This window comes from Curtobacterium sp. 24E2 (genome assembly GCF_016925595.1).
Lineage (GTDB): Bacteria > Actinomycetota > Actinomycetes > Actinomycetales > Microbacteriaceae > Curtobacterium.
On the sequence record NZ_CP068987.1, the window covers coordinates 368,015 to 381,368 of the forward strand.

12 protein-coding genes and 5 pseudogenes are annotated in these 13,354 nt (G+C 72.5%); 2 read left to right on the top strand and 15 right to left on the bottom strand.

The genetic code is table 11. From position 1 onward, the window contains the following. Complete coding sequence (locus JN350_RS01830) at positions 1-927, bottom strand: LysR family transcriptional regulator ArgP (protein ID WP_205463353.1); 927 nt, start codon at positions 925-927, stop codon at positions 1-3. Positions 928-1,014: 87 nt separating this feature from the next. On the opposite strand from JN350_RS01830, the gene JN350_RS01835 reads away from it, so the two are divergent. Further along, the gene (locus JN350_RS01835) at positions 1,015-1,716 is read left to right on the top strand and encodes a LysE/ArgO family amino acid transporter (protein ID WP_205464334.1); all 702 of its coding nucleotides are present in this window, start codon (positions 1,015-1,017) and stop codon (positions 1,714-1,716) included. 14 nt (positions 1,717-1,730) lie between these two features. On the opposite strand, the pseudogene JN350_RS01840 reads toward JN350_RS01835, so the two are convergent. From JN350_RS01840 to JN350_RS01870, 7 genes and pseudogenes are all read right to left on the bottom strand, one after another. Continuing rightward, positions 1,731-3,205, bottom strand: a pseudogene (locus tag JN350_RS01840) (APC family permease). A gap of 142 nt (positions 3,206-3,347) precedes the next feature. Continuing rightward, positions 3,348-4,219: pseudogene (locus JN350_RS01845) on the bottom strand (hypothetical protein). Between the two features lie 12 nt (positions 4,220-4,231). Continuing rightward, complete coding sequence (locus JN350_RS01850) at positions 4,232-5,050, bottom strand: alpha/beta fold hydrolase (protein ID WP_205463354.1); 819 nt, start codon at positions 5,048-5,050, stop codon at positions 4,232-4,234. A 140-nt stretch (positions 5,051-5,190) separates the two neighbouring features. Beyond that, positions 5,191-5,451 (bottom strand): type II toxin-antitoxin system RelE family toxin, encoded by a 261-nt coding sequence (locus JN350_RS01855; protein WP_205463355.1) that lies wholly within the window; start codon positions 5,449-5,451, stop codon positions 5,191-5,193. Further along, on the bottom strand, positions 5,448-5,708 hold the full coding sequence (locus JN350_RS01860; protein WP_240347477.1) for a type II toxin-antitoxin system Phd/YefM family antitoxin: 261 nt from the start codon (positions 5,706-5,708) through the stop codon (positions 5,448-5,450). The genes JN350_RS01855 and JN350_RS01860 overlap by 4 nt, the downstream gene beginning before the upstream one ends. A gap of 28 nt (positions 5,709-5,736) precedes the next feature. Beyond that, positions 5,737-6,248, bottom strand: a pseudogene (locus JN350_RS01865) (methylated-DNA--[protein]-cysteine S-methyltransferase). After that, a pseudogene (locus JN350_RS01870) lies at positions 6,245-7,844 on the bottom strand (AlkA N-terminal domain-containing protein). The pseudogenes JN350_RS01865 and JN350_RS01870 overlap by 4 nt, the downstream one beginning before the upstream one ends. A gap of 297 nt (positions 7,845-8,141) precedes the next feature. On the opposite strand from JN350_RS01870, the gene JN350_RS01875 reads away from it, so the two are divergent. Further along, positions 8,142-8,699: a molybdenum cofactor biosysynthesis protein gene (locus JN350_RS01875; RefSeq protein ID WP_205464336.1), complete on the top strand. Its 558-nt coding sequence runs from the start codon at positions 8,142-8,144 to the stop codon at positions 8,697-8,699. A gap of 91 nt (positions 8,700-8,790) precedes the next feature. Here the strand turns inward: JN350_RS01875 and JN350_RS01880 are convergent, their stop codons facing one another. From JN350_RS01880 to JN350_RS01905, 7 genes and pseudogenes are all read right to left on the bottom strand, one after another. Next, positions 8,791-9,333 (bottom strand): type 1 glutamine amidotransferase domain-containing protein, encoded by a 543-nt coding sequence (locus JN350_RS01880; RefSeq protein ID WP_111083520.1) that lies wholly within the window; start codon positions 9,331-9,333, stop codon positions 8,791-8,793. A gap of 115 nt (positions 9,334-9,448) precedes the next feature. Beyond that, the gene (locus JN350_RS01885) at positions 9,449-10,102 is read right to left on the bottom strand and encodes an HAD-IA family hydrolase (protein WP_205463356.1); all 654 of its coding nucleotides are present in this window, start codon (positions 10,100-10,102) and stop codon (positions 9,449-9,451) included. Positions 10,103-10,252: 150 nt separating this feature from the next. Continuing rightward, positions 10,253-11,023, bottom strand: coding sequence for a pyrimidine reductase family protein (locus JN350_RS01890; protein WP_205463357.1), 771 nt, complete (start codon positions 11,021-11,023; stop codon positions 10,253-10,255). Beyond that, positions 11,020-11,145 carry a hypothetical protein gene (locus JN350_RS20450; RefSeq protein ID WP_461963481.1) on the bottom strand — a complete coding sequence of 42 codons (126 nt, stop codon included), beginning with the start codon at positions 11,143-11,145 and terminating at the stop codon, positions 11,020-11,022. The genes JN350_RS01890 and JN350_RS20450 overlap by 4 nt, the downstream gene beginning before the upstream one ends. Beyond that, positions 11,142-11,957, bottom strand: a complete 816-nt coding sequence (gene folP / locus JN350_RS01895) for a dihydropteroate synthase (RefSeq protein ID WP_461963483.1) — start codon at positions 11,955-11,957, stop codon at positions 11,142-11,144. The genes JN350_RS20450 and folP overlap by 4 nt, the downstream gene beginning before the upstream one ends. After that, a pseudogene (gene folE / locus JN350_RS01900) lies at positions 11,954-12,546 on the bottom strand (GTP cyclohydrolase I). Before folE ends, folP begins: the two are co-directional and overlap by 4 nt. Positions 12,547-12,659: 113 nt before the next feature. Next, a complete protein-coding gene (locus JN350_RS01905) occupies positions 12,660-13,238 on the bottom strand; it encodes a hypothetical protein (protein ID WP_205463358.1) in 579 nt (192 codons plus the stop codon). Positions 13,239-13,354 lie beyond the last annotated feature (116 nt).

Consider the following 13,354-nt stretch of genomic DNA (forward strand, 5'->3'; position numbering starts at 1 on the left):
TCACCGGGTGACGGGGTGCAGCCGTTCGGCGGCGGTCGTCCGCACGGCGTCCGTCACCCGCTCGAGCAGCGGCGACGCCAGGTTCCACCGTTGCCACCACAGGGCGACGTCGGCCCGGCGCGTCGGGGTGAGCTCGAGCAGCTCGCCCCGTGTCAGGGCATCGAGGCACTGCGCCTCGGGCAGCATCCCCCACCCGAAGCCGAGCGAGACCGCCCGTGCGAAGTCGGCCGACGTCGGGACGAAGTGGCGTGGGCCGGAGGGCGCGTGGCCGAGCACCCGGCGGAGGTAGCCCTGCTGCAGGTCGTCATCACGGTCGTAGTCGACGAGCGGCACCCGGTCGAGGCGGCTCAGCATCCGCCGCTCGGTGTCGGCGTCGGACAGGTAGCGGTCCACGAACGCCGGCGATGCCACCGCCCGGTACCGGTCGATGCCGAGCGGCACCGACGAGCAGCCCTGCACGGGGTCCGCCTCGGCCGTCACGGCACCCATCACCGTGCCGGCGCGCAAGAGCTCGGCGGTGCGGTCCTGGTCCTCGCGGTGCAGGTCGAAGACCACCTCGGTGTCGACACGGACGAGTGCGAGCGCATCGAGGAACCACGTGCCGAGCGAGTCGGCGTTGACGGCGAGCGGGATCGACGGCACCGCGGACCCCGCACCCCGGGCATCGGTCTCGCCGAGGGCGCGGGCGGTCTCGGCGTCGAGCAACCGCACCTGACGTGCGTGCCGGAGCACGACCGCGCCGTCGGCGGTCGGGGCGACCGGGGTCGTCCGTTGCAGCAGGACCCGACCGACCTGCTGCTCCATCGACTTGATGCGCTGCGAGACCGCCGACGGGGTGATCGCCAGGGCCCGGGCGGCCGCGTCGAGCGTGCCGTGGTCGACGGCGGCCAACAGGGTCTCGAGGTGCTCGCGCTGGAACCGGACCATGCAGTGCAGCTTACGGTGCTGAAGGAACATGAGCTGGTCTACAGACCACGGCGCACCTAGCGTCGTGGACGTGACCGCACTCCTCCCCTGCTCGCCGGCCTCGGCACCGGACTCGCCCTGATCGTCGCGATCGGCGTGCAGAACACCTACCTGCTCCGGTTGGCGGTCAGCTCGGGCCTGCGGGTGGTGACGGCGGCGGTCGTCGTGTGCGCGGTGTCGGACGCCGTGCTCATCGTCGCCGGGGTGCTCGGCGTCGGGGCCGTGGTCGAGCGGTTCCCGGTGGCGCTCGTCGTCGTACGGTTCGTCGGGGCCGCGTTCCTCGTGACCTACGGCGTGCTCGCCGCGCGACGGGCGCTGCGGCCGCCGAGCGACGCCATGCGCGTGGCCGACGAGGCGGCGGACGACGGCGTGCCGGAGCCGCCCGCGGGCAGTGCACCCGAGCGCCCGGGGACGGTGGTGGCGGGGCGGACGCGCACCGTACCTCCCGGCCAGGCGGTGACCATGCGCACGGCGGTGGCGACCATGCTCGTCTTCACGTGGGCGAACCCGCACGTGTACCTGGACACGCTGGTGTTCCTTGGTTCCGTCGCGAACCAGCAGGGGCCGGACGACCGCTGGCTGTGGACCGTCGGCGCCGTCGCGGCGAGCTGCCTGTGGTTCGGCGCGCTCGGGTTCGGCGGGCGACTGCTCCGGCCGCTGTTCGCGAAGCCGGTGACGTGGCGGGTGTTCGACGGCCTGGTCGCCGTCGTGATGCTGACCTTCGGCGTCCTGCTGGTCGTCGGCGCCTAGGAGGCCGGAGCCCGCTACTGCTGGCCCTTGCCCACCCGGCTGTTGCGGCGGCTGTAGCCGAAGTAGATCGCGAAGCCGATGACGAGCCAGACGACGAACCGCAGCCACGTCTCGACCTCGAGGTTGAGCATCAGCCAGAAGCACAGCACGGCCGACAGGATCGGGATCACCGGCGACCACGGCACCCGGAACGAGCGCGGGGCGTCCGGGCGCGACTTGCGGAGCACGATGATGCCGATCGACACGAGCACGAAGGCCGACAGCGTGCCGATGTTGATCATGCCCTCGAGCTTGTCGACCGCCGTGAACCCGGCGAGCAGCGCGACGACGACCCCCGCGACGACCTGCACGCGCACCGGCGTCTGCGTCTTCGGGTTCGTCTTCGAGAACCAGCGCGGCAGCAGACCGTCACGGCTCATCGCGAAGACGATGCGGGACAGACCGAGCAACAACACCATGACGACGGTCGTCAGGCCGATCAGGGAGCCGATGGCGATGATGCCGGCCGCCCACGGCAGCCCGACGATGTCGAAGGCCGAGGCCAGGGACGGTGCGTCCTCCTGCGCCAGGCGCTGGTAGGAGACCATGCCGGTGATGACGATGCTGACGCCGACGTACAGCAGCGTCACGATGCCCAGGCCGATGAAGATGCCGCGGGGCAGCGTCTTCTGCGGGTTCTCGGTCTCCTCCGCGCTGGTCGCGACGACGTCGAAGCCGATGAACGCGAAGAACACGAGCGACGCCGCGGCGAGCAGCCCGAAGACGCCGTACTGCGCCGGCTCGGAACCGGTGAACCAGGACACGAGCGACTGGGTCCAGACGCTGCCCTCGGCGCCCTTTGCGGGCTCCGACGGCGGGATGAAGGGGTGAAGTTCGCGGCCTTGACGAAGAACGCACCGGCGACGATGACGAACACCACGATGGCGACCTTGATGATGGTGATGACCGCCGAGACCCGCGACGACAGGCGGGTGCCGAACGCGAGCAGCACCGTGAAGATGCCGACGATCAGGACCGGGCCCCAGGTGAACGGGATCGGGCCGAGCTGGATCGTGCTCGGCAGGCTCACCCCGAACACGTCGAACGCGGTGCTGAGGTAGATGCCCCAGTACTTCGCGATGACGGCGCTGGCGGTGAGGGTCTCGAGGATGAGGTCCCAGCCGACGATCCAGGCGAGCAGCTCGCCCATCGTGGCGTAGGTGAACGTGTAGGCCGAGCCGGCGACGGGGATCGTCGAGGCGAACTCGGCGTAGCACATGATCGCCAGGCCGCACGTGACGGCGGCGAGCAGGAACGAGATGATGACGCCGGGCCCGGCGAAGTTCGCGGCGGCGTTCGCGCCGACCGAGAAGATGCCGGCGCCGACGGCGACCGCGATGCCCATCGCGGCGATGTCGAACGTCTTCAGGGAGCGTTTCAGGGATCGGCCCTGCTCCTCGGAGTCGGCCAGTGAGGCCTCGATCGACTTGATGCGGAGCTTCGTTGCCATGGGGTGGATCCCGTCATCGGCTGGGCGGCGGACCCCGTGACATTACTGGTGTACCACCCCGACACGCAAACAGCGGAGCCGCTGGGCGCGCGGGAACCAGGTTCCGTGCGCAGGGCGGGTCGACCGGGAGGCCCGGCTCGGCTCAGGCGGATCGGCGCCAGTTGCGCAGGAACCGCGCTCCGGCCTCGTCGTGGATCACCCCGTCGGATGCGGTGAGCACCGGGTACGGCGTCACCGGGACGCCGTCCGAGGGACGGACGTCGACGTGCGCGACCTCGTGGCCGTTCGCGTGCAGCCAGTCCGCCATCGCGTAGTCGCTGCGCGAGTCGCCCATCGTGCGCCAGGCCGTCGGCAGCTCGCCGTCCTGCGCCAGGAGCTCGAGCGACCGCTCGGCGCCCATGTCCTTGCCGCTGCGGTCGGACTCGACGTCGGTCGAGATGATCGTCGGGTCGATCCGCCACTGCACGGCGCCGTCGGCGTCGGGTCGGACGTCGTCGAGACGGCGCACGCCCAGGCCGCGGCGCTCGAGGGCCGCCATCGCCTTCGCGTCGAACTCGGGCTGCCGGTCCAGGTACGTGGCGTTCGGCACCTCCACCCGCTGCTCGATCGACACCATGGCGCGCTTCGTCTCGTCGAAGAACACCAGGTCGGCGTACTCGGTGCGGACGAGCTCGCGCATCTCGTCGGCGTAGTCGCGCGGGAGCGCCAGGTCGTCGGCGACGGTGAGCTCGCTCATGCCGCCCTCGTACTGCGGACCGATCGAGCACCAGACGGCGCCCTTCTCGCAGACGGCGTGCACGCGGCCCCCTCGGCGAGACCACCGGCCAGCAGCGGACCGACCACCTCGCTCCGGATGAAGGCGTCGCTCCGGCCGGTGTTGAAGACGACGGGGATGCCCTCGGCGGCGAGGGCGACGAGGTCCTCGATGATGCTCGGGATCGCGATGGTGCGGGAGACCGGGCTGGCGATGGGCCCGTCGACGTCGAGCAGGAGACCGAGACGAGGTGCGTTCACGCCACCATCCTCTCAGCCCCGCGTGACCGCCCTCGCGGTGAACCCGTCGAGCACGGCGCCGATCGCAGCCGGGTCGGGGACGTGACCCTGCCCGGGGACCTCGACGTAGTCCGACCCCGGCACGGCCTCGACGACCGCTCGGGCCGCCTGCCGCATCCACTCGTGGCCGTCGCTGCCCGCGGCGACGAGCACCGGGACACCGACCGCTGCGGCGACCCGCTCCGGGATCGCCAGACCGTTGAGCACCCGCACGTCGCGGCTGAGCACGTGGGCGTCGACGACGAGGGACCGCCAGAGCGCACCCCGCAGCCGCAGCGCCGAGATCTGCCCCATCGGCACCCCCAGGACGTGCGCGAGGAACGCCCGGACGGCCTGGGCACGGCGGCCGGCGGCGACGTGCTCGTCGAGCAGGTCGGCGAAGACGACGTCGTCGGCGTGCGGGTCGACGGTCGCGCGGTACGGCGGCTCCCACAGCACGGCGGCCCCGAGCGGGACACCGGCGGCGAGGCCCCGGAGGACCACCCCCGCGCCGACGCAGAGGCCGAGCGCGGCGACGGGTCCGTCCACGCTCCCGACGACGGCCGCGAGGTCCTCGACCTCCCGTTCGATCGTCCACGGTGTGGTGTCGCCGCTCGCACCGCGGCCCCGCCGGTCGTACGTGATGACCCGGTAGCGGTCCTGCAGCGCGCCGGTCAGGTGCTCGACGGTGGGGGTGCCGTGGTGGTCGAAGGCGCCACCGACCACGACGAGCGCCGGACCGGTGCCCGCGTCGGACACGGCGATCACCGTGCCGTCGGCGGAGACGACCGTGCGGTCGACGTGCTGGTCCATTGGGGGCCTTCCGAGGGTGGTTCGACGGCGCTGCGTCGGGTCCTCGGGAGGGACCGGGCGGGTCGGTCCTCGAAGCATGGCATCGGAGCGCTCCCACGTCACCACCCGCAACCAGGGGGAGACGACCGGTCCGACGGTGGTCAGCGCCGGCGGTAGATCTCCCTCCGATGCCCGGCACGGACGACGACGACGATCAGACGGCCGTCGTCGATCAGGTAGAGGACCCGGTAGTCGCCGACACGGACTCTCCACTCCGGATTGTTCACCAGTTTGCGCGCCGCAGGGGGTCGTGGTTCCTCGGCGAGGATCGCGACGACGCCCTCGACGAGCCGTCGAGCCTGCGGCGGGAGCTTCCGGATGGAACGGGCAGCGTTCGGCTCGAACTCGACTCGGTAGGTCATCCCATACCGAGCTCGCGTTTGAGGTCTTCCCACTTCACGTTCTCGCCGCCCAGGCGCTCGTTCTCGATCCGGGCATCCTCGAGCGCCTGCAGGTCGTCGAGGTCCTCGGCCGCCTCGAGCAGGCGGTCCAGGACATCCGCGTCCACCACCGCCGCGACGCGCTTGTTGCGCCGGGTCAGGTAGACGGGTTCGTTCCGGGCGTCGTCGATGATCGACGCCAGGCGGCCACGCGCTTCGGAGATCGACACTTCGCTCACCTGTGCATTCTAGAGCGTTTTGTACAACTCAGACGAGCGCCGTGGTGCCGACCGATTCCCGTTCGAGCAACGACCGTTTGACGTCGAGCCCCCACGCGAAACCCCCAGCGTGCCGTCGGACCGCAGCACCCGGTGGCACGGCACGAACAGGGCTGGAGCGTTGCGTGCGCACACGCTGGCGGCGGCCCGCACGGCGTCCGGGCGACCCATCGCCCCCGCGAACTCGGTGTAGGTCAGGGTCCCGCCGGCGGGGATGCGGCGGAGCTGCCGCCACCCCTCGGTGAACAGGTCGGTGCCGAACTGCCGCACCGGCACCTGCATGGCGTGCTCGACCTCGCCCGAGTAGAAGGCGTCCACGGCATCGGCGGCGGCGACCGTGCCGTCGACGATGCGGGTGGGCCGGTACCGGTCGGCGAGCCGCCCGAGGATCCGGTCGACGGAGTCGGTCCAGCCCGAAGCGAGGACACGGCCCTCGGCGTCCTCGAGCACGGTGAAGGCCCCGTCGGGGGTGTCCAGGGTCTGGATGGTTGCGTCGGTCATCGTTCGTCCTTCCGAGGGTTCTCGTCTGCGTGCCGCGCACGGCCGGTGCCGTGCGCCCGTGCGCCGGCGGCCGTCGCGATCGCGCGGTCGATGATCGGTCGCCAGCAGTGCATCGTCAGGATAGCTCCGCCAGGGCGCCACCTGCTCCGACCATAGGGAGAGCTCGCGCGCCGTACCGGGCAGTCCGAGTTCCTGTGCACCGTTGCGCACCGCGAGGTCGCTGTGGAGGAACACGTCGGGGTGGTGCCGGACCCGGAGCGCCACGTAGTCAGCGGTCCACGGCCCGATGCCCTTCACCGCCAGCAACCGCTCGCGCAACTCGTCGAGGGACTGTCCACCGTCGACCACGAGCGACCCGTCGGCGAGCGCCGCGGCGACGCGCAGGATCGTGTCGACGCGGGCGGCCGGACCGCGCAGCACCTCGTGGCCGCGGGCGGCGATGACCTCGGCGGACGGGAACAGCAGGCCGTCCGGCAGGATCGCCGACGGCACGGCGGGACCGAGCGCCGCCACGAGCCGCGTCTGGGCCGTCCGGGCCGCGGCGACGGAGACCTGCTGCCCGATGAGGGTGCGGAACACGATCTCGTGCGCGTCGACGGCACCGGGCAGCCGCAGGCCGGGGACCCGCTGCACGGCCGCGGCGAGCTCGGGCACGGAACCGAGCACCGCGTCGACGGCGACCGGGTCGGCGTCGAGGTCGAAGTACGACCGGACGCGGGCGACGAGCGTCGGCAGGTCGGACAGGTCGGTGACGCGCACCCGCAGGTCGATCCCGGTGCCGCGGCCGGCTGCGGTGGAGCCGGCCGTCCCCGCGACCGTGGCCGATGCGCTGAACCAGCCCGGGCCTCCCGGCAGGTCGAGCAACCGCCCGTACGAGGTGACCCGACCGGATTCGTCGGTGTCCACCTGCTCCAGGCCCGGCAGGGCGTGCAGCGCGTGCCAGTCGAGCAGCCCCTGCGCGTCGAACGGCGGCCGCGCGGGCAGGTGGACGTGCAGCGCACCGTCGGACGCGGGCCGGAGCGTCCGCCGAGCGCGGAGCTCGGACGGGGTGACGGCGAAGACCTCGCGGACGGTCTCGTTGAACTGGCGGACGCTCGCGAACCCGGCGGCGAAGGCGACGTCCGCGATGGGCAGGTCCGACGACGTCAGCAGCGTGCGTGCCGTCTGGGCGCGGTGCGCGCGACTGAGCGCCTTCGGACCGGCGCCGAGTTCGGCCGTCATGATGCGGTTGAGCTGGCGTTCGGAGTAGCCGACCCGTGCGGCGAGCCCCGGGACGCCGTCGCGCTCGACGACGCCGTCGAGGACGAGGCGCATGGCGCGTCCGGCGACGTCCTCGCGCAGGTCCCACTCGGGGCTGCCGGGGGTCGCCTCGGGCAGGCAGCGCTTGCAGGCGCGGAAGCCGGCCAGGTGCGCCGCCGCGCTCGTGCGGTAGAAGGTGACGCCGGTCTCGCGGGGCGTGCGTGCCGGGCAGCTCGGTCGGCAGTAGATGCCCGTGGAGTGCACGGCGGTGACGAACTGGCCGTCGAAGCGTGCGTCGCGCGAGGCCACGACGCGGTAGCGCTCGGCGTGCAGTTGGTCGGTTCCGGGGATGGTCACGGGCCCAGCCTGACACGCACCACCGACCGCGACTGGCGGAAATCGGACGCCGCGGCGGACGCGTGCGGGCGGGCCTCCGTGGCGCGTCGCGTGGGGCGGGCGGGCCCGAGGTTCCGAGATCTCGGCATGTCGGCGCTCGATGTGCTCGCCTGTGGAACCTCCGCGCCACACCGACGGCGTGTTGCGGAACCTCGGCGCCGCGGTACCGACGACGGTCGACCGGGAGGCCCGGCTAGCGTTGGGCGGGTGACCTCTGGAGACGACGTGGCCGGGTCTGACCACCGGGTCGGCTCCGACGTGCTCGCCGACTCCGTCGACCTGCCGTTCCGGACCGAGGTCGAGATCGCACTGCTGCTCGTGTCGCGCCGCCACCGCTACGAGGGCAGGCCAGCCGACGGCGCCTTGCCGGTCCTGCCGGACGAGCCGGACGAGCTGCGGGACCGCGTCGAACTCCGCACCGGGCTCGGCATCGTCGGCGACCGCTACTTCGCGGCGCGGGCGCACGTGCACGCCTCGGTGACGGTCATCGGGCTCGAGGGCCTCGACGAGGTCGGACGATCACTCGGCGCACGGGTCGATCCCGTGGCGACCCGGCGGAACGTGTTCCTGCGCGGCGCCGACGTCGAAGCGCTCCGGGGCGAGCCGTTCTCGTTGCAGAGTCCCGGCAGCGATGCGGTGCTGTTCCGCGGGTACCGGCCGGCGAATCCGTGCGCCTGGATGGACCACGAGGTGGCGCCGGGTGCGTTCCGGGCGATGCGTGGACGGGGCGGGGTGCGGTGCGACCCCGAGTCCGACGGCGTGCTCACCCTCGGACCGGCGGTGCTCCGGACGACCCGCCCCGTCGCGCTGGGCTGACAGCCGCGCCGTCAGCGGCAGGGCCGCCAGCGGCAAGGCCGTCAGCGGCAGCGCCGTCAGCGGCAGCGCCGTCAGCGGCAGCGCACCGTGCTCACGCGGTCAGCGCGCTCTCGATCGCGTCGACGAAGGCCGGCAGGTCGTCGGGGTTCCGCGAGGTGATGATGCCGCCGTCGACCTGGACCTCCTGGTCGACCCACTCGGCGCCCGCGTTCCGGACGTCGGTCTGCAGCGACGGGAACGAGGTGATCGTCCGTCCGCGCAGCACGCCGGCCTCGATGAGGGTCCACGGGCCGTGGCAGATCGCCGCGACGGGCTTGTTCGCCTCGACGAAGGCCGTCACCAGGGAGACCGCCGAGTTGTCCTGTCGCAGGGTGTCGGCGTTGATGGTGCCACCGGGGACCACGAGCGCGTCGTACCCGGTCACGTTGACACCGGCGATGGTGGTGTCCGGGTCGAGGGACTTGCCGGGGTCCTTGTCGCCGACGAGGGTCGCGATCGAACCGGAGTCCTGCGCCGCCACGGTCACCGTCGCGCCGCGCTCGCGGAGCTGGTCGACGGGCACGACGATCTCGTCCTGCTCCACGCCGTAGTTCGTCGCGATGACGAGGACCTTCTTGCCGTCCAGGGTTGCCATGGTCGCTCCTTCCGCGGCCCGGTGGTTCCGGCCGCACGTGCGGCCCGGTGGTTCCGGCCGCACACCCGAGGGTCGTCGGGGAGCGCTGGGCGTGCCCGCAGGACGCAGCGGGTCCTCAGCCGCGGATGCGGAAAGCGGACCCTTCGGGCTCGACGGTGATGCCGTCGTACCCCGACACCCGGTAGAGCCCGGCCGTGACGTCCGACTCGTGCGGGCCGACGACGACCGTGGTCGCTCCCGAGGCGATGGCCGACTCGAGGCCGGCGGGGGCGTCCTCGAACGCGACGCAGTCGGTGGCCGCGACACCGAGCAGCGCAGCACCGCGCAGGTACCCGTCGGGGTGCGGCTTGCCGTGTTCGACGTCCTCGGACGGCACGAACGCCGTCGGCATGGTCAGGCCCGCTGCCGCCATCCGGCCGGCGGCCAGGTCGCGCGGTGCACTCGTCACGAGCGCCACCGGGACCCCGGCGTCGAGGAGCCGGTCCACGAAGGCGGCGGCACCGGGGATCTCGAAGATGCCCTCGCTGCTCGCGCTCTCCTCGGCGACCAGTCCGGCAGCGATGCGGAGCTGCTCGTCGCGGTCCAGGTCGGGCAGGAAGTGCTCGATCGTGCTGATCGCCTGACGGCCGTGCGAGAAGGCGAGGATGTCGGCCGGGTCGATGCCGCGGTCCTGACCGAAGCGGGTCCAGGTCGCCTCGACCACCGCGGTCGAGTCGACGAGGGTCCCGTCCATGTCGAAGAGGACCCCGGACGCCACGATGTCGATCACGCGCCCGACCCTAGCCGACGCGGGTGGTCGGCCCCGAGACTCGGGCGGTCGGCCCCGAGACTCGGGTGGGCAGCCCCGAGACACGGGTGGGCAGCCCCAAGACTCGTCTCCGGCGACACTTCTCGGCCTCCGGAGCGCGAGGAGGGTCGCTCAGGCCGAGACTCGGGCAGACGGCACCGCCCGGACGTACCGGGTCAACAGCACGTCACCCGCACCGCGGAGCACGTGCGCGGGGCGCATCCGCCGCAGCTCCGGGGAACCGCCGCGGGCGATCCGCGGCCCGGTGCCACCCTCGAGCGACGGGTCGATCGTCAGGGTCAACTCGTCGACGGCGTCCGCGGCGATCAGTGACCCGAGGAACGTCGGGCCGCCCTCGCAGTGGATCGTGCCGAGCCCCCGCGCCACCAGTGCGTCGCGGACGAGCGACACGTCGACCGACTCGGGATCGGCCGCGGAGCTGCACGGCACCACGTCGGCGACGGACGACAGCGCGACCCCGGCGTCCGACGGCGCCGCAGCCGCGGAGGTCAGGACGACGGGCCGGACCGGGGCCTCGGTGAACACCCGGGATCCGGCGTCGAGCGACAGCGACCGTGAGACGATCGCGAACACCGGGTGGTCGGGCAGGCCGTGCGACAGGCGCCAGGCGACGTCGGCGTCGTGCAGGACCATCGGCCCGTAGCCCTCGTCGCGCACGGTGCCCGCGGCGACGAGCACCACGTCGGCCACCCGGCGGAGCAGGTCGAACACGCGCAGGTCGTCCGGACCGCCGAGCGACCCCGAGACCCCGGCGGCCGAAGCGGACCCGTCGAGCGTCGCCACGAAGTTCACCCGCAGCCACGGCGCCGACGCACCCGCGGTGTACAGGTCGATCAGGTCGTCGTCGGACAGGTCAGCGATCGACGGGGGCAGGAGGTTCACGTGTTGTGCCGCGCTTCCACCGGCGCGCGCCAACCGAGCGTCGCCTCGACCATGCGCATCGCGTCGACGCTCTCGACGACGTCGTGCATCCGGACGATCCGCGCCCCGAGCATCGCGCTCACGGTCGCGACGGCGAGCGACCCCGCCAGGCGTTCGCCGCGCGGGCGTCCGAGCGACTCCCCACGAAGTCCTTGTTCGACACCGCCGCGAGCACCGGGTACCCGAGCGCCACGACCTCGGGCAGGCGCCGGGTCACCTCGAGCGTGTGCACGGTGTTCTTGTTGAGGTCGTGGCCCGGGTCGACGACGATCCGCGACTCCGGGATCCCCGCGGTGAGCGCCCGCTCGACGCGCTCCCGCAGGAAGCCGACGACGGACGCCGTGACGTCGTCGTACCGGGGCGGCTCCGGCAGCTGCTGGCGCGGCGGGGCGGTGGAGTGCGTGATGACGATCGTGGCCTCGGAGTCCGCGACGACGGCAGCCATCCGGGGGTCCGACAGGCCGGTGGTGTCGTTGATGACACTCGCACCGGCCGCGATCGCCGCTGCGGCGACCTCGGGGCGGAACGTGTCGACGCTGATCGTGACGTCGGACTCCTGGGCGAGCTGCTGGACGACGGGGACGACGCGGTCGACCTCGTCCGCAGCGGGCAGCTCGGGCCCCGGAGCGAACTTCACGCCGCCGATGTCGACCCAGTCGGCACCCTGTTCGGCAGCCCGGACGGCGGCGACGACGGCGCGGTCGAGCTCGAAGGTGGCACCGCGGTCGTGGAACGAGTCGGGCGTGCGGTTCACGATCGCCATCACGGCGATGCGGTGGTCGAAGTCGAACGAACGGCGTCCGATCGTGCGGACCGGGTCGCGCAGGTCGGGCACCACCCAGCCGTGTCCAGCCGTGCCGTCGGGGAGGCCCGTGGCGCGCCCGTCGGTCGTCATGCGTCCGCCCCGGTGTCCGTCACACGCCCCGCACCGATGAGCGCGATCGCCTCGGCCCGGCCCGCGGCGTCGGCCAGCGAACCGTTCGCCGCGACGGTGACGGTCGTCGACCCGGTCTGGCGCTCCCCACGCGTCGTCACGCACTGGTGCTGCGCGTCGAGGACCACGAGGACCCCTCGGCGCCGAGCCCCTCGGCGATCGTCGCGGCGACCTGCTCGCCCAGTCGTTCCTGCAGCTGCGGACGCGAGGCCACGGCGTCGAGCACACGCGAGAGGGTGCCGAGCCCGATCAGCCGGTCGCCCGGCGCGTAGGCCAGGTGCGCGACCCCGAGGAACGGCAGCAGGTGGTGCTCGCAGACGGACCGGAACTTCACGTCGCGGACGATGACGAGCCGACCGCGTTCGCCGTCCTCGGCGTGCACGGTGCCGTCGCGGGCGATGGCCACGGCGTCCGTGCCGATGCCGGCGAAGAACTCGGCGTACGAGTCGGCGACCCGAGCGGGGGTGCGTTCGAGTTCGGGGCGGTCGGGATCCTCGCCGATGCCGAGCAGGAGTTCGCGCACCGCGGCCTCGACGCGGGCACGGTCCATGCGTGACGTCACCCGACCATCCAACACCAGCCGTAGCCGGAGAACGCGAGCCGGTGCACGGCGTGACGTCCCCGATCGCGCGGGGCGGGCCTCCCGGTCGGACGACGACTTCGTCAGTCGGACACGGTGTGCCGGGCGAAGGTCGTCGCGACCGGCTTCTGCGCACCCCACAGGCCGGTGTCACGATCGACGGGCACCAAGCCGTAGACGTCCTGTCCGGGGGCGGCGGTGGGCTGGTCGAGGAGCTCGTAGAGGAACACGTGCGTCAGTGCGCTGGGGGCTCGGTCGCGGAGGGCGACGATGACCTCCTCGAGTCGGCCCGACTGGGCGGCGAGCCGGGAGCGGTCCGTCCCGGCACCGCCCTCGAGGTTGAGTTCGGTGATGAGCACCTGCTCCTGCGGCAGCGCCCCCAGCCGCTCGATCACAGCGAGCAGTTGGTCGTCGCCGGTCAGCTCGTTCTGCTCCGGCTGGACGTACCAGTTGAGCGAGTTGACGTCCCAGAGGACGCCGTCCTCGTGGAGGCGTTCGAGGAATCCGGTGTGCTTCCAGGCCACGTTCGCCACGGTGCGCGCAGCCGGGTCACCGAGCCGGACGCCGTCCCGGAGCGCCGACTGCACGTTGCGGACCATCGGTAACGCCTCGGTGTCGAAGTGCTCGGGCCGGGATCCGTCCACCCCCTTCCTGATCGCCACGTTGTCGAGTTCGTTCGCCAACTGGAACCAGGGATCCGGCCCGCGTAGCGCTCCACCACGGGCACGCAGTTGTCGAGGAGCGACTCGTACGACCGTCGGTACCCGCCCTCGGGCGT

Excerpts from the sequence above, each read along its gene's own strand:
- JN350_RS01830 (WP_205463353.1), bottom strand. The coding sequence starts at position 927 with ATGGTCCGGTTCCAGCGCGAGCACCTCGAGACCCTGTTGGCCGCCGTC.
- JN350_RS01850 (WP_205463354.1), bottom strand. The coding sequence starts at position 5,050 with ATGGACCAGCACGTCGACCGCACGGTCGTCTCCGCCGACGGCACGGTG.
- JN350_RS01855 (WP_205463355.1), bottom strand. The coding sequence starts at position 5,451 with ATGACCTACCGAGTCGAGTTCGAGCCGAACGCTGCCCGTTCCATCCGG.
- JN350_RS01880 (WP_111083520.1), bottom strand. The coding sequence starts at position 9,333 with ATGGCAACCCTGGACGGCAAGAAGGTCCTCGTCATCGCGACGAACTAC.
- folP (WP_461963483.1), bottom strand. The coding sequence starts at position 11,957 with ATGACGACCGACGGGCGCGCCACGGGCCTCCCCGACGGCACGGCTGGA.